The sequence below is a fragment of the Streptomyces sp. NPDC058671 genome, from assembly GCF_042716475.1.
GTDB lineage: Bacteria > Actinomycetota > Actinomycetes > Streptomycetales > Streptomycetaceae > Streptomyces.
The window spans coordinates 302984-324421 of sequence record NZ_JBHXSA010000001.1 but is presented as its reverse complement, the minus strand read 5'-3'; the positions used below and the strand labels follow the sequence as shown (position 1 = coordinate 324421).

Below are 21438 nucleotides of genomic sequence, written 5' to 3'. Positions count from 1 at the left end.
GGTCCGCCGCGGGCGACAGGTCCTACAGGAACGAGTTGATCTCGATCGTCTCGGTGCGGCCGGGGCCGACGCCGATCGCGGAGATCGGGGCGCCCGACATCTCCTCCAGCGCCTTCACGTACGCCTGCGCGTTCTTCGGCAGGTCCGCGAAGGTCTTCGCCTTGCTGATGTCCTCGGACCAGCCCGGCAGCATCTCGTAGATCGGCTTCGCGTGGTGGAAGTCGGTCTGCGAGTACGGCAGCTCCTCGACGCGCTTGCCGTCGATCTCGTACGCGACGCAGACCGGGATCTGCTCCCAGCCCGTCAGCACGTCGAGCTTCGTGAGGAAGAAGTCCGTCAGGCCGTTGACCCGGGTCGCGTACCGCGCGATGACCGCGTCGAACCAGCCACAGCGACGGTCACGGCCGGTGGTGACACCCCGCTCGCCGCCGATGCGGCGCAGCGCCTCGCCGTCCGCGTCGAACAGCTCCGTCGGGAACGGGCCGGCGCCGACACGGGTCGTGTACGCCTTGAGGATGCCGATGACCCGGCTGATCTTCGTGGGGCCCACGCCGGCACCGGTGCAGGCGCCGCCCGCGGTCGGGTTCGACGAGGTGACGAAGGGGTACGTGCCGTGGTCGACGTCCAGGAGCGTGCCCTGGCCGCCCTCGAAGAGGACGACCTTGTCCTCGTCCAGCGCGTTGTTGAGGATGAGGGTGGTGTCCGCGACGAACGGCTTGATCTGCTCCGCGTACTGGAGCATCTCCTCGACGATCTGCGCGGCGTCGATGGCACGCCGGTTGTACAGCTTGGCGAGCAGCTGGTTCTTGCCCTCCAGCGCCGCCTCCACCTTCTGGTTGAGGATCGACTCGTCGTACAGGTCCTGGACCCGGATGCCGACGCGGTTGATCTTGTCGGCGTACGTCGGGCCGATGCCGCGTCCCGTCGTGCCGATCTTGCGCTTGCCGAGGAACCGTTCCGTCACCTTGTCGAGAGTGACGTTGTACGGGGTGATCAGGTGAGCATTGCCGCTGATCAGGAGCTTCGACGTGTCGACGCCTCGCTCGTTCAGCCCGCTCAGCTCGGAGAGCAGGACCGCCGGGTCGACGACGACACCGTTTCCGATCACCGGGGTACACCCCGGCGAGAGGATTCCGGAAGGGAGAAGATGCAGCGCGTACTTCTGGTCGCCGACGACGACGGTGTGGCCGGCGTTGTTGCCGCCCTGGTAACGCACTACATAGTCAACGGATCCACCGAGGAGATCGGTGGCCTTTCCCTTGCCCTCGTCACCCCACTGAGCACCGAGCAGCACAAGTGCGGGCACAGGCGTACACCCCTTCCGGGTGGGGCATGTCCAAGGTCAGGGGCATACGCCGCCTCACCGGTGTGCCCCGGAATAGACGAAGCCCCTGGCGCAATAGCGCAAGGGGCTCTTGCACAAAGATGCTACCCGAGGAAGGACCGAGGTGTCGGATCACGACCAGCTGCTGGTCATCGTCGACCCGGTCGCCCGCCGAAGTGACGGCGAGTCCGTACGGATCGCGAAGGATGTGCTGTCCGCGGGAGCGGAGGCGAAGATCTGCCTGCCGGACACCCCGGAGGAATTCTCCCGGGCCCTGGCCCGACGGGGCTCCCGGCGCCTCGTGGTGCTCGGGGACGACCGCGCGCTGCTGCGTACGGTGGCGCTGCTGCACCGGGACCGGGAGCTCGCGGGGGCCGTCCTCTCGCACGTCCCCATAGGCCCTCCAGGCGCCCTGGAAGTCGCCCACGCCCTCGGCGTGCCGCGCTCCACCCCGGCGGCGGCCCGGACGGTCCTCGCCGGGGCGGTGCGACGCCTGGACCTCCTCGTCGACGACAGCGACGGAATCGTCCTCGGTGACCTCCTGGTCCCGGCCGCCCCCGCCCTCTCCTCGGCCCCGTCCGTCTGGGGCACCTGCCGCTCCCTGGTCCGCACCCTGGTCCGCCCGGCCCCGGCGCCCGTCGCCACCCGCACCCACCGGCTCCGGGTGGAGGCCGACGGGGTACTGCTCACCGACATCGACACCCCGCTGGAGAGCCTGACGGTCCGCTCCGTCGCCGGTACGGCCGAGGTGACCGTCCACCCCTGGTCCGCCCCGCCCCGGCACACCACCGCCGCCGTCCTCACCGTCTCGGGCCCCGACTTCCGCTACCGCGCGGACAACCGCCTCACGGGCCCGGTCCGCCGCCGCACGTGGACGGCCAGGGCGGGGGCGTGGGGACTCGTCCTGCCGCGGGGCCCCCTCGCGTGATCGACGGGCCCTTGTCGTCCGGGAGGCGAGCCCTCACACCTCCACCAGCAGTTCCTCGAAGCCCCGGATGACGTAGCCCGGTTTCCGGACCGGTTCGGCCGCGAGGGTCAGGCGTGGGGCCCGGGTCAGCAGCTCGGTGAAGACGGCGGTCAGTTCGAGGCGGGCCAGAGGGGCGCCCAGGCAGTAGTGGATGCCGGCGCCGAAGGTGACGTGGGGGTTGTCCGTGCGGGTGAGGTCCAGGGTGTCGGCGGTGGGGCCGAAGCGGGCCGGGTCGCGGTTGGCGGAGCCGAAGAGGAGGGCCACCTCGGAGCCGCGCGGAATGGTCACGCCGCCGAGCTCGATGTCGTCGAGGACCCAGCGTTCGAACATCTGGAGCGGGGTGTCGTAGCGCAGAAGTTCTTCCACAGCTGTGGACAACTTCTCCGGATCCGGCCGGACGCCCTCCTTCAGGAGCGTCCACCAGCCGTTGACCGTCGTGTTCACCGTGGCCTCGTGGCCCGCGTTCAGGAGCAGCACACAGGTGGAGATCATCTCCTGTTCGGTCAGCTCCTCCACCGCGATCAGGGACGAGATCAGATCGTCCCCCGGCTCCCGGCGCCGCCGCGCGATCAGCTCCCTCAGGTAGTCCGAGAACTCGATCGAGGCCCCGACCGCCCGCCGTGCCGCCTCCTCGGACGGATTCAGCTCGAACATCCCGCAGATCGCCGCCGACCAGGGCCGCAGCCGCGCCCGCTCCTCGTCCTCCTCCGGTACGCCGAGCATCTCGGCGATCACCGCCACCAGGAGCGGCTCGGCGACCGAGGCGAGCAGGTCGCCGCCGCCCGCCGCGACCAGGTCCCCGACCAGACCGGCGGCGAGCCGCCGTACCGTCGGCGCCAGGTTCTCCACCGTCCTCGGCGTGAACGCCTTCGACACCAGCCGCCGGATCCGCGTGTGGTCGGCCGCCTCCAGATCGAGCAGCCCGTGGTCGTTCAGCGTGTGGAACGGCTCGTGCGCGGCGGCCGGCGGCTCCTGCCCGAACTCCTCGTGCGTGAAGCGATGGGTGTACGTACGCCCGAGCCGCCGGTCCCGCAGGAGCGCCGACACGTCCTCGTGGTGCGGGATCAGCCACTGGCGGGTGGGGGCGAACCAGTGCGCGCGGCCGGTGGCCCGGAGCCGGGCGTACGCGGGGTACGGATCGGCGACGAAATCGGCGGACCAGGGGTCGAAGGCGGTCTCGGTGGCGTCCATGGCGTCCATGACCGGACGCTACCGTTTCGAACCGCGTCAGCCGCCGGCCTCGTACCGGACCACGGCTCGTACGGACCGCGTCAGCCGCCGACCCGTACCAGGCCCGCCTCGTACGCGAAGACCGCCGCCTGCGTCCTGTCCCGTAGCGCCAGCTTCACCAGGATCCGGCTCACGTGGGTCTTGATCGTGGATTCGGCGACGACGAGGTGGTCGGCGATCTCGGCGTTCGACAGGCCCTGGGCGATGAGGACGAGCACCTCCGTCTCCCGCTCCGTCAGCTCCCCGATCCGCGCCATCACCGGCGGGCGCGGGGAGCTGCCCGGCGCCTTCGCGAACTCGGTGATCAGCCGCCTGGTGACGGTCGGCGCGAGCAGCGCCTCACCGGCCGCGACGACCCGTACGCCCTCCGCGAGCTGCCGGGCCGAGGCGTCCTTGAGGAGGAAGCCGGAGGCCCCCGCGCGCAGCGCCTGGTACACGTACTCGTCCAGGTCGAAGGTGGTCAGGACCAGCACCTTCGCCTCCGCGTCGGCGGCGACGATCTCCCGGGTGGCGTCGATGCCGTTCAGCTCGGGCATGCGGATGTCCATGAGGACCACGTCCGGGTGGAGCGCCGCGACCTGCGCGACGGCCTCCCGGCCGTTGACCGCCTCCCCGACGACCTCGATGTCCGGCATCGCGCCGAGCAGCACCGAGAAGCCCTCGCGGACCATGATCTGGTCGTCGACGATCAGTACGCGGATCACTTCGCGGCCTCCTCACGGCTGACGGGGATGAACGCCGCCACCTCGTAGCCGCCGTCGCCGGTCTCCTCGGCCGTCATCTCACCGCCCAGCATCGTCACCCGCTCCCGCATCCCGGTGATGCCGTGCCCGGCGCCCGGCGAGGGCTTCACGAGCCCACGGGCCGGGCCGTTGGCGATCCGCAGCCCGAGCCCGCCGAGGACATAGCTGACCTCGACCTTCGCCGCCGCGCCCGGCGCGTGCCGCAGCACGTTCGACAGGGCCTCCTGGACGATCCGGTACGCGGAGAGCTCCACCCCCTGCGGCAGCTCCCGCACCGCGCCGGTGACCGTCTTGTCGACGGCGAGCCCGGCCTCGGCGACGTTGCGGACGAGGGCGTCCAGGTCCCCGAGGGTCGGCTGCGGGGCGTCGGGCGCCTCGTAGTCCTCCGCGCGGACGACTCCGAGGATGCGGCGCAGCTCGGTCAGCGCGGCGACCGCGTTCTCGCGGATGGTGCGGAAGGCCTGTTCGAGCTCCGGCGGCGGGTTCTCCACCCGGTACGGGGCGGCCTCCGCCTGGATCGCGACCACCGACATGTGGTGGGCGACGACGTCGTGCAGCTCGCGGGCGATGGTGGTGCGCTCCTCCAGGACGGTCCGCTTGGAGATCTCCTGAGCGGTGACGGTCTGCTGCGCGGTGACCTCGCGGTCGGCCTGGCGGCGGACCTGGATCACGGTGACGGTGAGCAGGACCAGGGCCGCGACGAAGAGCAGCGGGACGGAGTCGGAGCTGCGTCCCACGCCGAGGAAGACCTCGGCGAAGAGGCAGTAGCCCGCCGTCATGAGCCACATCCAGCCGGCGGTACGCGGCCGGGTGCGGGCGGCGACCACGGCGAGGACGACCAGGTGCGCGGCGAACGAGTTCTCGGCCCAGGGCCAGCCGCCCCCGAAGCCGCCGAGGGCCCCCACGACGGGGGTCGAGGCGAGCGAGACCCAGAAGGCGAAGACCGGGCGGACCAGGGTGAGCAGCACGATCGCGGCCGGTACACAGGTGATCAGGAGCGCCGGCAGGCCGAAACTGTAGTAGATGCGGTCGTACCCGACGGCGAAGACGATCACCGCGCAGAACGCGACGAACGCGTGCGGCAGCAGCCCCGTGTACGCGCGTATCCGCTTCGGCAGGAAGCGCGTCGGCCCGCTGTGCACGTCCATGCGCGGCAGCGGCCGGTAGGCGAGGGCGTCGTGGAACAGTTCCTGGCGCAGCCCGCCGAGCGCCGCCTGCACCAGGCGGAACTCGGGGCTGCGGCTTGCCTCGGTGGGCTGTGTCTGGGTCACGGGAACCACGGTACGGGCGGCGGGGGACCCGGTCGTCCCGCTGGATGCGGATCCTTCCGGGTCCCTCCTGAGGACTAGGAGGGACCCGGAGGCGGGCCTCAGGCGACGCTGTTGAAGCGGGTGCCCTCGCCCGCGTACAGCGACGTCGTCCAACGGCTGAAGGGGGCGTTGACGACGCCCGTCGAGCGATAGGCGTAGGTGGCGCCCGCCCCGTACGCGATCAGGTCGGGTCGCCCGTCGTTGTCGAGGTCGCCGGCGCCGACGAGCTGGGAGAAGGCGCCCCAGCCGCCGCCGATCCGCACGCGGGAGGTGAAGCCGCCGCGGCCGTCGCCCTGGTGCAGCCAGAGGACGCCGGCGGTGTCACGCGCGACCAGGTCCCCGGCGGCCGTGCCCGCGATGTTCCCGACGGCGGTGACCTGGTTGTAGACCTGCCAGCCGCCGCCGACCTTCACCCGGGGAGCGAAGGGCTTCGCGTAGTTGCCGGTGCCCTTGTAGAACCACAGGGACCCAGCGCTGTCCGTGGCCACCAGATCGGCGCGGTTGTCACCGTCGAGGTCCGAGCCTCCGCTGATCTTGTTGTAGACCTGCCAGCCGGTGCCGACCTGCACCCGGGGTGCGAACGTACCGTCGCCCTTGCCCAGGTGGAGCCACTGCACGCCGGAGCCGTCGACGGCGATCAGATCGCCGTGCGCGGCACCGCCCACGGTGCCGACGGCCTCGATCTGCTTGTACGCCCCCCAGCCCGCGCCGACACGGGTGCGCCCGGCGACGCCGACCTGGCTGTGGTCCGGACGGTCCCGCAGGTCGTCCCGCCACAGCACGCCGGAGGCGTCCCGGGCGAAGACGTCCGTGGAACCGTTGTCGTTGTAGTCGTGCGGGTTCGCGGTGCGCACGACGTTCGTGAACCAGCCCTGGTAGGCGGGCTCGCCGACGCCGTCGAGCGGCGTCGCCTCGGCCTCCACGGCGTACTTGCCGTTCGGCGCGTCCACGTCTCCGCCCGCCGTCTCGATGACGCCGTCCCACGCGAAGGAGAACAGGGTGCCACTCGCGGGCGCGGTCAGGCGCTTCGTGAACTCCTTGCCCGTGGCGACGTGCGTGAGGGTGACGTCCAGGGAGGCGTCGCGGCGCGACAGCGTCCAGCCCAGGGTCACCTTGCCGCCGGTCCTGTCCAGTTCCGCCACGTCGGGGACATGGACCTGCTCGATGACCAGCGGGATCTCCACCGGGCCCGTCTCCGCCACCTTGGTGACCGTCGGAGTGCCGTCGGCCGCGGCCGTGACGCGGAACAGCCCGTCGCCGTCAGCGGTGTGGCTGCCGTGCAGCACCACGCTGCCGTCGGCGGCGGCCGCCACGCCGGCCGCGTGGACGGCGAGGTCACGGGTCTCGCCGGTGACCAGAGAGCGCGCCCGGACGGGCGTCGAGGGGCTGCCGTAGACCAGCCAGTCGCCCACGAGCTCGTAGTACCACCCGTCACCGCGGCTGCCCAGGACGGTCTGCTTCTGTTCGCCCGTCGCGCGATCCGCGGACGTGACGTACAGCCCGAGGCCGGACTTCCAGTCGACCCACGCCACGTGCGAACCGGAGAACATCAGGCTGGTGAAGTCGTACCCGGACTCGGCGGAGGGGTACGTCTCGGACACCCTCCCCGCCGCGAGGTCGATGAGTGCCCGGCCGCCGGTCCGTGCGCCCTGCGGACCCGTCGCGTAACCGACGAGGACGTGGCCGTCCTGAACCTCCGAGCCGGTGAACTCGGTGGCGTCCGCGGGCAGGCCCGCGATCTCGCGGCTGGTCGTCGTGGTGCCGTTCCTGGTCACGACGTGGAGTTCGGCCGTGCCGTCCTCCTTCGTCACCTGCGCGAGCACGCTCGTGGGGCTCAGTACGGCGACGTAGTTCCCGTTCAGCGCTCCGAGGTCGATGTCCACGCCCGGGGCGGACGGGTCGGCCATGTCGCGCAGGGTGAGCGACCGCATCTCGACGGTCCAGCTCGCGTCGCCGAGGACGACCACGTCACTGCCCGCCACGGTGAAACCGCCGCCCTCGGGCTGCTGGAGCGGGGTCGGCTTCCCCCCGTCGTACGGGGTCCAGAGCAGGTTCCGGGTCCCGTCCTGGGCGAAGGAGTAGGTGAGGAAGCCGGTGGTGCCGGTGCCCGCGAGATCGGATCCCTGGGGGAAGACCGGAAGCTCGGCGAGCTGATCGGCCGGGGCGGGAGCCGGGGCCGAAGGGGCGGCGAAGGCCGCCGGGGCGGTGGCCAGTGTGCCGACGCCGACGGCCGTGGCCGCGAGGACGGCGGTGACGGCCAGGGCGAGACGGGTGGTGCGGAACTGCAAGGTGAACCCCCACGAGAAGACCGGACACGGGAGTGCCGTGCCCGAGGAGACTCGTGATCGGTTCGAAGGGTTGTACGGAAGGTTCGGGGTCACCAGGCCAGTTGGGTGAGTTCTTCCGCCACCACCGCGCACGCGTCCGCCGACGGGTCGATCAGGGGGAAGTGGCCGACGTCCTCGAGGAGCGTCAGGCCCACCGTCTCGCCCGCGGCCGCCGCCGCCTCCGCGTACGCGTCCGCCACCGGGTACGGCACGTCCAGGTCCTCCCGGCCCTGCACGAGCGTCGTCGCGATCCCGGTCGGGACCAGGGCCGAGGGGTCGGCGTACGCGGCCCGCTCCTCGTACGCGGACGGGCCGCCGAGGAGTTCGGTCACCGCGCCGCCGCAGACGCCCAGCTCGACTGCCCGCCCGAAGTGGGCGATGGGGGCGAGGGCGACGACGCCGCGCAGCGGCGGCGGGGCCGGCAGGCGCCACGGGGAGCCCGCGGGCAGAACGTGCCGGGCGGCGGCCCAGAGGGCGAGATGGCCGCCCGCCGAGTGCCCGGTGAGCACGATCCGGCCGGTGTCGGCCGCCGGCAGGTGCGCGGCGGCGAGCGCCGGTACCGCGTCGAGCGCGGCGGCCACGTCGTCGAAGGTCTCCGGCCAGCGCCCGGCGACCGGTGCCGCGCCGCCCTGCCGGGGGATGTCGCTGCCGCGCCGGTACTCGACGTTCGCGACGGCGAAGCCCCGGCGGGCCAGGAAGTCCGCGAACGGGGTCAGGTGCCGCCGGTCGTACGGGGCCCGCCAGGCGCCGCCGTGCAGGGCGACGACGAGCGGCGCCCGGGTCGCTCCGCCGCGCGGGGCGTAGAAGTCGATCACCTGGTCCGGGTGCTCGCCGTACGGGGCGGAGGCGTCGGGGGCGACGGCCGGGTGCGAGAACGCGGAGGCCTCTTCTGCGGCACCGCGCGCGGCGGGGTCCGGCATGCTGTTCCAACCTCTCGGATACGCGGCCCAATCGGCCTGACCTGCGGGGACGGTACCAGGCGTCCCGCTCCCCGCAGTTCAGGTGATCATCGGACCGTCACACCTCAGGAGGCGAGGTCGGCCAGGACCTCCGAGAGGACCCGCGCCGCGCGTTCCGCGTCCTGGAACCCGACGTACAGCGGGGTGAAGCCGAACCGCAGCACGTCCGGCCTGCGCAGGTCGCCCACGACTCCGCGCCGGATCAGCTCCGCCATCACGGCGGAGGCGTTCTCGCAGGCCAGCGCGGTCTGGCTGCCGCGCTCCTCGTGCGCCTCCGGGGTCACGCAGCGGAGGCGCCCCTCCGGTACGTACGCCCGCACGCACTCCAGGAAGAAGTCCGTGAGCGCGAGGGACTTGGCCCGTACGTCCTCGATCGCGACACCGTCCCAGACGTCCAGCGACGCTTCGAGGGCCAGCAGGGAGAGGATGTCGGGCGTACCGACCCGGCCCCGCAGGGCGCCCGCCGCCGCCTCGTACCCGGGGGTCATGGCGAACGGGTCGGCGTGCGAGTTCCAGCCGGGGAGCGGCGAGTCGAAGGCGGCCTGGTGGCGTTCGGCGACGTACAGGTAGGCCGGCGAACCGGGCCCGCCGTTCAGGTACTTGTACGTGCAGCCGACAGCCAGGTCGACCCCGTGCGCGTCCAGGCCGACGGGCAGGGCGCCCGCGCTGTGGCACAGGTCCCAGACGGCGAGCGCGCCCGCCGTGTGCAGCGCGGCCGTGATGCCGGGCAGGTCCCGGAGGCGGCCGGTGCGGTAGTCGACGTGGTTGACGAGCGCGAGGGCCGTGCGGTCGCCCACCGCGTCCGCCATGCCGGCCGGGTCGCACGCCACGATCCGGTGACCCGTCATCCGGGCGGCCGACTCCGCGATGTACCCGTCCGTGGGAAAGGTCGTCGCGTCGACGAGGATCTCGTCCCGGCCGTCGCCGCTCAGCCGGGCCGCCGCGACGACCGCCTTGAAGACGTTCACGCTGGTCGAGTCGCCGACCACGATCTGTCCCGCGGCGGCGCCGACGATCGGCGCGATCCGGTCGCCGACCCGCTCGGGCGCGGTCCACCAGCCGGACTCGTCCCACGAGCGGATGCGCAGCTCGCCCCACTCGCGGGTGATGACGTCGGCCATACGGGCGGGGACGTGGGCGGGCAGGGCGCCGAGGGAGTTGCCGTCGAGGTAGACGGTGTCCGCGTCGAGGGCGAACCTCTCCCGGTGATCGGCGAGGTCGTCGGCCGCGTCGAGGGCGCGGGCCCGGTCCCTGAGGAGGTCAGACATGGCTGCGCGCCGTCCACAGCTCGGGGAACACGTTCTTCTGGGCCCGCTTCTCCAGCCAGGCCACGCCCGCCGAGCCGCCGGTGCCGGTCTTCGCGCCCATCGCCCGGCGGGTCGCCACCAGGTGGTCGTTGCGCCAGCGCCAGACCAGTTCCGCGACGTCGCTGAGGGCCTCGCCGAGCCGGACGAGCTCGCCGTTCTGGTCGGCGTCCGTGTAGATCCCGGCCCAGACCGCCTCGACCTCGGGGGACGGCTCGTACCGCTGCGACAGGTCACGGCCGAGGACCGCGGCGGGGACGGGCAGTCCGCGGCGGGCGAGGAACGCCAGGACCTCGTCGTACAGGCTCGGTTCCTGGAGCGCCTTCTCCAGCTCGGCGTGGACGCGGGGCGCGCCCCGGTGCGGGACGAGCATCGACGCGGACTTCTCGCCGAGCAGGAACTCCATCCGCCGGTACATCGCGGACTGGAAGCCGGAGCCCTCGCCGAGCGCGGACCGGTAGGCGTTGAACTGGGCGGGGGTGAGCTGGGCGAGGGGGCGCCAGGAGTGGTTCAGGGCCTCCAGCTCGCGCACGGAGCGCTTGAGCGCGTCCATCGCCACGGGGACGCGGTCCTCGCGCAGGGCGCGGCTCGCGGTCTCCCACTCGTGGACGATCACCGTGAACCACAGCTCCATGACCTGGGTGGTGACCAGGAAGACCATCTCGCCCGGGTCGTCCGAGCGGAGGTGCTGGAGGTGGGTGAGGACGTCCGCCTGGACGTAGTCCTCGTACGGCGTCGTGCCGGCGAAGTCGAGATTCGGGTCTTCGGTGACCGAATCGGCTCCGGAATCGGCTCCGGAAGCGGGAGAACCCGGGAAGAGTGACATTTCTGTCTCCTCGATACGAACTACCGGGTAGCGGTCTGCTCCACCGTGTCCGCGTCGTTCCGTGCGGCACGGGAGCCCCGGTCCCCTCGGGAGGCGCGCTTCGTCGCGCGTCGTCCCAAGCGCATCATGACACGATCGGGCCGGTGATGTAGATCCCGTCTTCGTCATACGGAAACGCGTTCGATCGACAGCCGTTCAGGCCCTTGATCTGCTGCATCATGGCGGGCGCGAGCCTGCCCGGGCCCGGGCAGCCCAGGTGCTGCCGGATGCCGATCTCGTGCCCGACCTCGTGGTTGATGATCAGGTGCCGGTACTCGGCGGGCTCCCCCGCGAAGGTGGGCGAGCCGAGCATCCAGCGTCTGAGGTTCACCACGACACCGTCGGTCGTCTCGCAGTTCAGCTCGCCGCGGGTGTCGAGGCCCTGCCGGGCGCAGAGGGCGTCGGCGGTGTCCGGGGTCGCGATCCGGATGACGAAGTCGGCGTTCTCCGAGACCAGCTGGAACCGGCCCCTGCCGTGCGCGGCCCAGCCGCGCGGATGGGCCAGGATCCGCTGGATCTCGGCGGCCGTCCCGCGCGCCGAGAGCGCGATGCCGTCCTCGACCTGCACCTGGTAGCGGCGCAGCTCACCGCTGTCGCCGACCGCCTCGCCCGAGGCCTGCGCGGTGGTGAAGGTGCCGGCGCCGGACTGCGGCACCGCGGGCTTCACGAGGGTGGGCTTCGGTTTCGGTCTGGGCTTCGGCTCGGGCCCGGGCTTCGGCTCGACGGGCCGGGTCGGCCCGGGTTTCGGCTTCACGGGCGGGGTCGGCCGGGGTGTCGGCTTCGTGGCCCGGGCGGCCGGGGTGGCCGTCTTCCGAACCGGGGCCGGGGACGCGGTCGCCGGGGGCGGCGCGGTGACGGGGGCGGGGGCCGCGGCCGCCGAGTCGTCCGTCCCCGGACCGGTGAAGTGGGCGAGGGCGACGCCCGCGCCGAGCGCGAGCGTCATCAGGACCAGGGTCGGCAGCGCGAGACGGCGCGCGGGGCCGTGTCCGTCCCGGCCGCTGCGCCGGCTCGGCGGCCGTCGCCGTCCTGCGGATGCGGCACGCTCGGCCACGAGAGCCTTCTCCCCTGCGTCGGCCGGCGGTGGGGGAGAGGAGGTCGGGCCTCGGTACCGGCGTCTTCTGGTCTGCGGTCCCCGGGATCGTACCGGCCCAGTCGAACAGCATCGAACATCTCGAAAATTCTGGCCGGATTTCCCCCCTGACCCACGCTCGGGCGGGGGGAAACACGGAGGCGTCAGGACGACGTCAGCCGAGCGTCTCCGCCGCGGTCTCCGAGGAGTCCCTCAGGAACGTCGTGCAGCGCTCGTACTCGTCCTTCTCACCGATCTCGCCGGCCGCGCGGGCCAGCGAGTGCAGCGCGCGCAGGAAACCCCGGTTCGGCTCGTGCTCCCACGGCACCGGGCCGTGGCCCTTCCAGCCGTTGCGGCGCAGCGAGTCGAGGCCGCGGTGGTAGCCGGTACGGGCGTAGGCGTACGACTCGACGACCGAGCCGCGCTCGTACGCGTCGTCGGCGAGCTGGGCCCAGGCGAGCGAGGAGGTCGGGTACTTCGCGGCAACGTCCGCGGGCGCCGTACCGTTCGCGAGCAGCTCGCGCGGACCCGGGTCGTCGGGCAGGAGGGTGGGGGCCGGTCCCCCCAGAAGGTTCTCGTGGATGGCCATGGGGTCAGTCTGCCTCAGTCACGGCGGCCCGAAGGCCCCGCCCGGGGCTCCCGCCACCTCTCCCCCGCCGGGCCCCGCTTCACGCCGACGCGTCCCGCGCCTCTCCCCCGCCGGGCCCCGCTTCACGCCGACGCGTCCCGCTCCCCCGGTTCCAGCGGCGGCGACGTCACCCCGCAGTGCACCCGGCACCCCGGATGGCAGCCCGCCCGCGCCGGGGTGCGCATCGTCGTCCAGGCGAGCACCGCGCCCGCCACCAGGATCCCCGCGCACATCGGCATCGCCCGTCGGAAGGTCTCCCCGAACTCCGCCGCCGAGCGGTACGCCTCCGGGCCCATCCCCGCCAGCATCGGCAACGCCGCCACCGCCAGCAGCCCGGCCGCCCGCGCCGCCGCGTTGTTGATGCCGCTCGCGAGGCCCGCCCTCGCGACGTCCACCGAGGCGAGGACGGTCGCGGTGAGCGGGGCGACCAGGGCCGTCATCCCGAGGCCCAGCACCAGCAGGGCGGGCAGCACGTCCCGTACGTACGAGGCGTCCTCACCCACCCGCAGCATCAGGAGCATCCCCGCGGCGCACAGCAGCGGCCCCACCGTGAGCGGGATCCGGGGGCCGATCCGCTCCCCCAGCTCCCCGGACTTCGCCGAGAGCAGCAGCATGAGGACGGTCGTGGGCAGCAGGGCCGTACCGGCGCCGAGGGCCGAGTAGCCGGACACCACCTGGAGCTGGAGGGCAGCCAGGAAGAAGAAGCCGCCGAACGCCGCGTACACGCAGAGCGTGACCAGGTTGACCGCCGTGAAGATCCGGGACGCGAAGATCGACGGCGGCACCATCGCGGACCCGCCGCGCCGCCGCTCCACCACCACGAACCCGGCCCCGACGACGATCCCCGCCACCCCCGCCCACCAGGCCTCACCGATCAGCCCGTACGTCACGAACGCGAGGGCCGCCGCGCCCAGGACCGCGCCGAGGACGTCGAACCGGCCGCGCGCGGTCTCGTCGCGCGACTCCGGCACGTGCCGGAGGGCGACGGGTACGCAGAGGGCGGCGAGCGGCACGTTGAGCAGGAACACCCACCGCCAGCCGGGGCCGTCCACCAGCCAGCCCCCCACGAACGGGCCGACCGCCGCGCCGACCCCGCCGAAGCCGGACCAGAGCCCGACCGCCCTGGCCCGGTCGTCCTCGTGGAAACTGGCCTGGATCAGCGCGAGCGACCCGGGCGTGAGCAGCGCCCCGCCGACGCCCTGGAGGGCGCGGGCGGCGATCAGCACCCCGGCGTTCGGCGCGAGCCCGCACAGCAGCGAGGCGAGCGCGAACCACACCACCCCGATCACGAAGACCCGGCGCCGCCCGTACCGGTCACCGAGCGCCCCGCCGAGCAGGATCAGCCCGGCGAGCGTCAGCATGTACGCGTTGACCGTCCACTGGAGCGCGCCGAGGTCGGCGTCGAGGTCCTCACCGATGTGCGGCAGGGCGACGTTGACGACGGTGGAGTCGAGCAGCGCCATCCCCGAGCCGAGGACGGTCGTGAACAGGATCCACCGCCCGGTCCCCGAAGCCATCCGCACGTCCCGCTCTCCCATGCCTGCATGGTCCCGCGAACGGCGGAGCCCCGCCCGCCGGAATCCGAGGAGACGGCGGACGGGGCAGCGGTGGCCGACGGGTCAGCGGGTGATGTTGAAGTACTTCCACGCGCCGTGGACCGTGGTGTTCACGTTGTCGCCGGAGACGCCGTCGACGTACGCCGTGCGGACCCGGGCGCGGATGCCGGCCGCTCCCTCGCCGTCGAACACGACGTACGCCATGCCGCCGCCGTTCAGCCGGACGAAGTCCTCGGAGCCGGTGCGCCAGGCGCCCGCGTACCAGACCTGGACCTCGTACTTGGTCTCGCGGCCCGGGTACGGGTTGTTCCACGCGGTGACCAGCACGTCGCCGGTCTGGTGGTACGACTGGTACCAGATGGTGCCGATCTTCGACCACTTGTAGTGCCGGGACAGCGAGGTCGCCACGCCGGCCCGGGTGTACACGGTCGACCCGACGTAGGCACTGCCGGAACGGGTGTCACCGGCGAAGTACGCGGTCACCCAGGTGTCGCGGGTCATCTTGGTGGTCACCGACAGCTTGCCCGCCGAGTTGACCGTGCCGCGCTTGAGCAGCCGCTTGGGCTCCGTCCCGTACGGGTCGGCCCAGATCTCCACCACCCGGTTCCGGTACGACCAGCCGAGGGACGCCGTGTACGTCACGTCGGTGCCGTAGTTGACGGTGAGCCTGTTCCGGTCCAGCGCCAGCGGGGTCTTGAACGGGGTCACCTTGACGACCGCCGTGCCGCTCGCGCCCATGTGCGTGGCGTCGCCCGTGTACGTCACCCTGTACGTGACGTTGCCCGCCGCGGTCGGGGTGTCGGCGAACGAGAACGTGCCGTTCGCGCCGAGCTTCCTCGTTCCGAGCGCCTTGCCCTTCGGGAACTCGGCGTCGTACCGCGTCACGGTGAGCGGCGTGCTGGCCGGCAGCCCCAGCGTCGCCGCGACCGTGCCGGAGACGGTGACCGGCTTGAGGACCGCCACGGTGGCCGGGACCTTCACGGTGACCGTCGGCAGGGACTTGGTGGGCGTGTCCAGGACGTGCAGGCGGACGCTGTCGCCGCTGGAGGCCGAGGTCACCGCGAACAGGCGGCTTCCGCCCGGCTCCCAGGCGAGGGCACCGTGGGCGAGACCGTCGCCGCCGCTGCTGGTCCCGGTGCCGGGGAAGTCGTACTGCCGCACGGCCTTCGTCTCGCCCGGCCGGTAGACGAACACGTCCGGGTTGTACGGGGCGTCGGAGCCGGCCGCCACGGTGCCGTCGGGGGCGACGGCCACGGCGACGCCGTGGTACTCGCTGGCGTAGGACGGCAGCTCGGCCATGTCGGTGGCCCGCCACACCCGGTGACGGTTGCCGGCGGTGGCCGTGATGAGCCTGCCGCCGTCCGGGGTGTAGGCGAGGTCGTTGGCCATGCCCACCGAACCGACGTCGGCTGCGGTCCGCGCGGTACGGGTCGCGGTCCCCGTGGACGCGTCGTACGCGCCGAGCAGGAACCGGTGGTAGTACGAGGACATCGCGGCGAAGGCGTTCGGATCCGTCGGCGAGGAGACGAGCCTCGGGGCGCCCGAGTAGCGCAGCTCGGTGTCCTGGCCCAGTGCCACCACGGGTTCGGCACCGGAGGTGTCGACCGACCCGATGTCGCCGTGGTCGCCGTTGCCGTAGCCGAACCAGATCTTGCCGCCCGCGAGCGCGACGTACTGCGGGTCGGTGCCCTCGCCCGTGGCGTACCGGGCCCGCTCGGTCCCGGCCTGCGCGTCGAGGGCGACGACGGCGTCGGCGCCCGGGACCGCGGCGTACACGCTCCCCGCGTCGGCGGAGAGCGCGAGCCCGGTGACCCCGGGCAGGCCGGTGACGGTGCTCAGCACCGTGCCCGCGAAGTCGGTCGCGACGACCTTCCCGAGGTACGGGTCGCTGATGAAGATCTTCCGGTGGACACCGTCCACCACCATGTCGCCCACGGACGACATCGGAAGGGCCCTACTGCTGTCGGCGGCCGCATGGCCCGCCGTGCCCGCGACCAGCGCCGCGGAGCTGACAAGGACCGCGAACGACGTCGCGGCCGAGAGAGTGCGCTTGCGCACGATGAAAGAGCCCCCCAAAGGCATGGTTCCGGCCCTCGGACTCGGGGCGCGGTGCACGCAGACTAGAACACGCCTGCGACACCTCGCCTCCCGGTGTCCACACCTCGCGTGACCGGGCCCGCCGCCGCCCCCTCAGGATTTCCGCAGCCGCCCCGCCGCCCGGACCAGGGCGTCCACTCCCCGCTCCGCCTTCTCCCGGGGGCAGCCGACGTTGAGCCGGACGAAGCCGGGCGTGCCGTACACCCCGCCCGGCATGATCGCGACCCTCTCCACCCGCACCAGCTCCTCCTGGAGCCGGGCCTCCTCGATGCCCAGCGGCCGCAGGTCGATCCAGGCCAGATAACCGGCCTGCGGGGGCGTCCAGTCGACCTCCGGAAGGCCCGCCGCGAGGCGCTCCCCGACCGTGCTCATCGTGCCCGCCACGTACCCGCGCAGGGCGTCCAGCCAGGCCGCGCCCTGCCGGTACGCCGCGATGTGGGCGGTCAGGGAGAGCACGGCGGGCGAGGCCAGGCCCTCGCCGGTCTCCATCCGCCGGACGAAGGCCGCGCGCTCGTCGGGGTCGCCGATCAGCCCGTACGAGCCGGAGAGGGCCGGGAAGTTGAAGGCCTTCGTGCCCGAGGTGACCAGGGCCCAGCGGCGGCCCCGGCCGGCCCGTGCGATCCGGGTCCACGGGATGTGCCGGTGGCCGTCGGTGGTCAGGTCGGCGTGGATCTCGTCGCTGACGACGGCCGCGCCGTGGCGCTCGGCCAGTTCGGCGAAGACGGTGAGCTCCTCTTCCGTCCAGACCCGGCCGGTCGGGTTGTGCGGGGAGCAGAGCAGCAGCATCCGGCTGTCCGGCCGGGCCAGCTCCCGTTCGAGGGCTTCGAGGTCCCCGAGGGGTACGCCGCGCAGCTCGCGCCCGAGTCCGTTGACGGCCTTGCGGAAGCCGTCGTAGGTGGGGGTGTGCACGACGACACCGTCGCCGGGTTCCGTCCACATGCGCAGGAGCTGCGAGATCTGGTTGAGCACGGAGGGCGCGTACACCAGCGCGTCGGTGTCGATCTCGGCGGCGTACCGGCTCGCGTACCAGTGCCGGATCGCCTCGCGGAACTCGCCGAGCCGCCAGTCGGTGTAGCCGAAGACCCCGTGGTCGACCCGCTCGCGCAGGGCGGCGAGCACCTCGGGCGGGGAGGCGAAGTCCATGTCGGAGATGGTGAACGGAAGCAGGTCGGGCACGCCGAAGCGGTCCGCGATCCCGTCCCATTGGACCGACCAGGTGCCGTGCCGGTCCGTCTCACGGTCGAAGTCGTACATCGGGCCTCCCCTCGACACACGAAGGGCCCGGCACCTGGAGAGGTGCCGGGCCCTTCGCTCACACGATCACGTCGTTACTTCAGCTTGGTGCCGGTCGAGCGCAGCGCCGCGCACGCCTCGGTCACGCGGACGGCCATGCCGGCCTCGGCCAGCTTGCCCCAGGTGCGCGGGTCGTAGGTCGACTTGACGCCGACCTCGCCGTCGACCTTCAGGACGCCGTCGTAGTTCTTGAACATGTGGTTGGCCACCGGACGCGTGAAGGCGTACTGGGTGTCGGTGTCCAGGTTCATCTTCACGACGCCGTTCTCCAGCGCGGTGGCGATCTCCTCGGCCGTGGAGCCCGAACCGCCGTGGAAGACGAAGTCGAACGGAGAGGCCTTGCCGTACTTCTCGGACACGCCCGCCTGGAGGTCCTTGAGGAGCTCGGGACGGAGCACGACGTTGCCCGGCTTGTAGACGCCGTGCACGTTGCCGAAGGAGGCGGCGAGCAGGTAGCGGCCCTTCTCGCCCAGGCCGAGGGCCTCGGCGGTGCGGAGGGCGTCGTCGACGGTGGTGTACAGCTCGTCGTTGATCTCGTGGGTGACGCCGTCCTCCTCGCCACCGGTCGGGGTGATCTCGACCTCAAGAATGATCTTGGCGGCGGCGGCCTTGGCGAGCAGCTCCTGACCGATGGCCAGGTTGTCGGCCAGGGTCTCGGCGGAGCCGTCCCACATGTGGGACTGGAACAGCGGGTCGCGACCGGCCTTGACGCGCTCGGCGGAGACGTCGAGCAGCGGACGGACGTAACCGTCCAGCTTGTCCTTCGGGCAGTGGTCGGTGTGCAGCGCGACCGTGATGTCGTACTTCGCGGCGACGATGTGCGCGAACTCGGCCAGGGCTACGGCGCCCGTGACCATGTCCTTGTTGTACTGGCCGCCCAGGAACTCGGCTCCGCCGGTCGAGATCTGGATGATGCCGTCGCTCTCGGCCTCCGCGAAGCCGCGCAGAGCAGCGTGCAGGGTCTGGGACGAGGTCACGTTGATGGCCGGGTAGGCGAACTTGCCTGCCTTCGCCCGGTCGAGCATCTCGTTGTAGACCTCGGGGGTTGCGATGGGCATTCGTCCGCTCCTTGTGATGTGCGGGGTGTGTGCGTTGCTGTCCCTGACCTGGGGGCGACGTCATCGTCGACGCCCATCCTTCCAGACTCTCGTCCGGGCTCCCACGGGCATGGCACACAGAGGGGCGGAGTGTTTCACGTGAAACACTCCGCCCCTCGGCGAAAACGCAGGTCAGGACACCTGTCACCAGGGTCAGGGACCTAAGTCACGACTTCGCGGCGGTTACGCCAGGCCGAGATCGGCCAGCTGGTAGCCGGTGAGGTACGTCAGACCCGCCCCGGAGATGGCGTCGGCGGCACCCCGGTCCACGATGGTGGCCACGGCGACGACCTCGCCACCGGCCTCGCGAACGGCCTCCACCGCGGTCAGCGGCGAACCGCCCGTGGTCGAGGTGTCCTCGACCACGAGGCAGCGACGGCCCTTGACGTCCGTGCCCTCGATCCGGCGCTGCATCCCGTGCGCCTTCTGCGCCTTCCGCACGACGAAGGCGTCGAGGCGCTGCCCGCGCGCGGCGGACGCGTGCAGCATCGAGGTCGCGACCGGGTCGGCGCCCAGGGTCAGCCCGCCGACACAGTCGAAGTCCAGGTCGGCCGCCAGGTCGAGCATGACCTGACCCACCATCGGCGCGGCCTCGCCGTCCAGCGTGATCCGGCGCAGGTCGATGTAGTAGTCGGCTTCCAGACCCGACGAGAGGGTCACCTTGCCGTGCACCACGGCCTTGTCCTTGATCTGCTGGAGCAGCTCAGCGCGTACGTCAGTCATGCCCCGAGCTTAAAGGGCACTGCTCACAGGCGGCGCCAGCTCCAGGTGCTCTCGACCTCCAGGGGGTCGATCGGGGTGACCAGGCGCGGATGGGTGTTGAGGCCGTTCGGCGGCCCGGACTGCGGCTCGACGCAGACGGCTTCCTCGGGCTCGTCGTAGATCACGACCCAGGGCTCCCGGCTGGTGACCTTCAGCTCCAGCTCCTCCGGCCACGTGAGGGTGACGTCGACACCGTCGGGCATGCCGAAGCAGTCGTCCCACGGGCCGGGCAGGGGGTCGATCCGGCGCCCGGTGGGGAGGTGGTCGTCACCGCGCTCCTCCTGCCAGGCGGCGGTGAAGCCGATGCGCACGTCCTGACCGCCCTCGCCGAGGTTGCGCAGGAACCAGGGGTGCCAGCCGGCCTGCGCCGGGAAGGAGTCGTCGTAGGTCTCGACCCCGAAGCGCAGGGTGAGCGAGTCCTCGGCCAGCTCGAAGACCTGCGTCACCGTGCCCTTGTACGGCCAGGGGTCCCCGAGCTCACAGGTGAAGACGGCCTCGGTGCCGGACGTCCTGGCGGTCTTCCAGGCGAGGTCGCGGACGGTGCCGTGGATGGCGTGCGGGGCCGCGTTGACCGGCAGCCGGTGGGGGGTGGCCCCGTTGCGGAAGAGGCCGTTCCCGGTCCGGCCGCACCAGGGCACCATCGGGAAGCTCCCGTACCGCTCGCCCTGGCGCAGCACCTCGGTGCCGCCGAGGCGCAGGCTCTCGATCCGGCAGCCGTTCTCGGGGCTGATGGTCAACTCGGCGTCGCACGCCGTCAGTCGCGTCTGCATGCTCACGCCCCGACCCTAATCGTGCGGAGCCCTCTCCGTGGGCGACCCCTTCCGGACAGGTTTCAGCGGCGCCGGCGCAGCGCCCTGCCGACGACGACGGCGGAGGCGAGCGCGAGGGCCGCGGCGGGGGCGATCCAGCGCAGGGTGGCGCCGGCACTCGACGCGTCGGGCGCGGGCACGGGGGCGTACCGGCCGCGCGGCGGGGCGTGGTCGACCTCCTCGGCGCTGCGCCCGATCATCGTCCGGCGGGCGTGGGCGGCCTCGGCGGCGGGCTGCGGGGCGGGGAAGGCGAGGGGGGTGTCGCCGAAGTCCTGGCCGAGGAGGGGGTCGAGGGAGGGCGGCGGAACGGGTGCGTCGAGGCCGGAATCCCGACGGGGCTCCTCGACCCCGTCGTCGACCCCGTCGTCGTCGGTGTCGGGCTCGGGGGCGGGGGTGGCCTGGGGCTCGGGGGCGGTCTCGGCCTCGGGAGCGGGGGCGGTCGCGGCCTCGCCCCCGGAGGAAGCCCCAGCCTCGGAGACCGCCTCGGAGACACGCTCAGCCTCAGCCTCGGGAGCCGCTTCCGTCTCCGCCTCGGGAGCCGCTTCCGTCTCCGCCTCGGGAGCCGCTTCCGTCTCCGCCTCGGGAGCCGCTTCCGTCTCTGCCTCGGGAGCCGGTTCAGCCTCCCGTTCCTCCGCCCTCGTCGTCAGCGCCTCCGCGAACCTGTCCAGCAGGCGGGTGCCCGTCGTGGTGCGGGCCTCGTCCGGAGCCTCGGTCAGCCGGCCGTCCGCCGTCACGGCACCGGTGAAGCTCAGGGAGGTCCCCTCCGCCACCGGGGTGAGGACGACGGTGAGCGTCAGCTCCACCGTGCCCTTGCCCCGGGCCTCGGTGCCCCGGCCCTCGTAGGTGACGGCGCCATCCCCTTCGACGATCTTCAGGGCGCCCCGGTAGGTGATGGTGTGGCCGCCGACCCGCACCTTGAGCCGCCCCGTGAGGGGGCCCGCCTCCGCGTCGGCGTCCCGCTGGAGGCCGGGTACGCAGCGCGCCACCCGGCCCGGGTCCGTGAGCGTCGCGCGCAGAACCTCGGCCGGGACCGGGACGAACACCTCATGCTCCATGGAAGCCGAGCCTACTCAGACCGCGGCGCGGCGTCGCCTCTTC

Annotated in this window: 18 protein-coding genes; 1 reads left to right on the top strand and 17 read right to left on the bottom strand. The window is 72.5% G+C overall.

Going from position 1 to position 21438, the window contains the following annotated elements:
* Nucleotides 1-22: 22 nt before the first annotated feature.
* Entirely contained in the window at nucleotides 23-1306 is a 1284-nt protein-coding gene (locus tag ACFWV2_RS01450) for an adenylosuccinate synthase (protein WP_384110843.1), read from the bottom strand.
* A gap of 142 nt (nucleotides 1307-1448) precedes the next feature.
* Between ACFWV2_RS01450 and ACFWV2_RS01445 the strand changes: the two genes are divergently transcribed.
* Complete coding sequence (locus ACFWV2_RS01445) at nucleotides 1449-2252, top strand: diacylglycerol kinase (RefSeq protein WP_384399945.1); 804 nt, start codon at nucleotides 1449-1451, stop codon at nucleotides 2250-2252.
* Nucleotides 2253-2285: 33 nt separating this feature from the next.
* On the opposite strand, the gene ACFWV2_RS01440 is transcribed toward ACFWV2_RS01445, so the two are convergent.
* The 16 genes from ACFWV2_RS01440 to ACFWV2_RS01365 form a co-directional block, all read right to left on the bottom strand.
* Nucleotides 2286-3482, bottom strand: a complete 1197-nt coding sequence (locus ACFWV2_RS01440; RefSeq protein ID WP_384400319.1) for a cytochrome P450 — start codon at nucleotides 3480-3482, stop codon at nucleotides 2286-2288.
* A gap of 80 nt (nucleotides 3483-3562) precedes the next feature.
* Entirely contained in the window at nucleotides 3563-4225 is a 663-nt protein-coding gene (locus ACFWV2_RS01435) for a response regulator (protein WP_384399942.1), read from the bottom strand.
* Nucleotides 4222-5544 carry a sensor histidine kinase gene (locus ACFWV2_RS01430; protein ID WP_384399939.1) on the bottom strand — a complete coding sequence of 441 codons (1323 nt, stop codon included), beginning with the start codon at nucleotides 5542-5544 and terminating at the stop codon, nucleotides 4222-4224. The genes ACFWV2_RS01435 and ACFWV2_RS01430 overlap by 4 nt, the downstream gene beginning before the upstream one ends.
* A gap of 89 nt (nucleotides 5545-5633) precedes the next feature.
* Entirely contained in the window at nucleotides 5634-7862 is a 2229-nt protein-coding gene (locus tag ACFWV2_RS01425; protein WP_384399936.1) for an FG-GAP repeat domain-containing protein, read from the bottom strand.
* Between the two features lie 89 nt (nucleotides 7863-7951).
* On the bottom strand, nucleotides 7952-8821 hold the full coding sequence (locus tag ACFWV2_RS01420) for an alpha/beta hydrolase (RefSeq protein ID WP_384399933.1): 870 nt from the start codon (nucleotides 8819-8821) through the stop codon (nucleotides 7952-7954).
* Nucleotides 8822-8925: 104 nt separating this feature from the next.
* Nucleotides 8926-10128 carry a kynureninase gene (kynU, locus tag ACFWV2_RS01415; RefSeq protein WP_384399929.1) on the bottom strand — a complete coding sequence of 401 codons (1203 nt, stop codon included), beginning with the start codon at nucleotides 10126-10128 and terminating at the stop codon, nucleotides 8926-8928.
* Nucleotides 10121-10990: a tryptophan 2,3-dioxygenase gene (locus ACFWV2_RS01410; RefSeq protein ID WP_384399926.1), complete on the bottom strand. Its 870-nt coding sequence runs from the start codon at nucleotides 10988-10990 to the stop codon at nucleotides 10121-10123. Before ACFWV2_RS01410 ends, kynU begins: the two co-directional genes overlap by 8 nt.
* Nucleotides 10991-11114: 124 nt before the next feature.
* The gene (locus ACFWV2_RS01405; protein ID WP_384399923.1) at nucleotides 11115-12080 is read right to left on the bottom strand and encodes a DUF3152 domain-containing protein; all 966 of its coding nucleotides are present in this window, start codon (nucleotides 12078-12080) and stop codon (nucleotides 11115-11117) included.
* 193 nt (nucleotides 12081-12273) lie between these two features.
* On the bottom strand, nucleotides 12274-12687 hold the full coding sequence (locus ACFWV2_RS01400; protein WP_360788675.1) for a DUF3151 domain-containing protein: 414 nt from the start codon (nucleotides 12685-12687) through the stop codon (nucleotides 12274-12276).
* A 122-nt stretch (nucleotides 12688-12809) separates the two neighbouring features.
* A complete protein-coding gene (locus tag ACFWV2_RS01395) occupies nucleotides 12810-14264 on the bottom strand; it encodes an MFS transporter (protein WP_384399918.1) in 1455 nt (484 codons plus the stop codon).
* A gap of 81 nt (nucleotides 14265-14345) precedes the next feature.
* On the bottom strand, nucleotides 14346-16340 hold the full coding sequence (locus ACFWV2_RS01390; protein ID WP_384399915.1) for an Ig-like domain repeat protein: 1995 nt from the start codon (nucleotides 16338-16340) through the stop codon (nucleotides 14346-14348).
* 132 nt (nucleotides 16341-16472) lie between these two features.
* A complete protein-coding gene (locus ACFWV2_RS01385; RefSeq protein ID WP_384399912.1) occupies nucleotides 16473-17633 on the bottom strand; it encodes a MalY/PatB family protein in 1161 nt (386 codons plus the stop codon).
* 74 nt (nucleotides 17634-17707) lie between these two features.
* On the bottom strand, nucleotides 17708-18730 hold the full coding sequence (gene fbaA / locus ACFWV2_RS01380; RefSeq protein WP_384399909.1) for a class II fructose-bisphosphate aldolase: 1023 nt from the start codon (nucleotides 18728-18730) through the stop codon (nucleotides 17708-17710).
* Nucleotides 18731-18952: 222 nt separating this feature from the next.
* A complete protein-coding gene (gene pyrE / locus ACFWV2_RS01375) occupies nucleotides 18953-19492 on the bottom strand; it encodes an orotate phosphoribosyltransferase (RefSeq protein WP_384399906.1) in 540 nt (179 codons plus the stop codon).
* A gap of 23 nt (nucleotides 19493-19515) precedes the next feature.
* Nucleotides 19516-20301, bottom strand: a complete 786-nt coding sequence (locus tag ACFWV2_RS01370; protein ID WP_384400316.1) for an aldose 1-epimerase — start codon at nucleotides 20299-20301, stop codon at nucleotides 19516-19518.
* A gap of 62 nt (nucleotides 20302-20363) precedes the next feature.
* Nucleotides 20364-21395 (bottom strand): SRPBCC family protein, encoded by a 1032-nt coding sequence (locus tag ACFWV2_RS01365; RefSeq protein WP_384399903.1) that lies wholly within the window; start codon nucleotides 21393-21395, stop codon nucleotides 20364-20366.
* Nucleotides 21396-21438 lie beyond the last annotated feature (43 nt).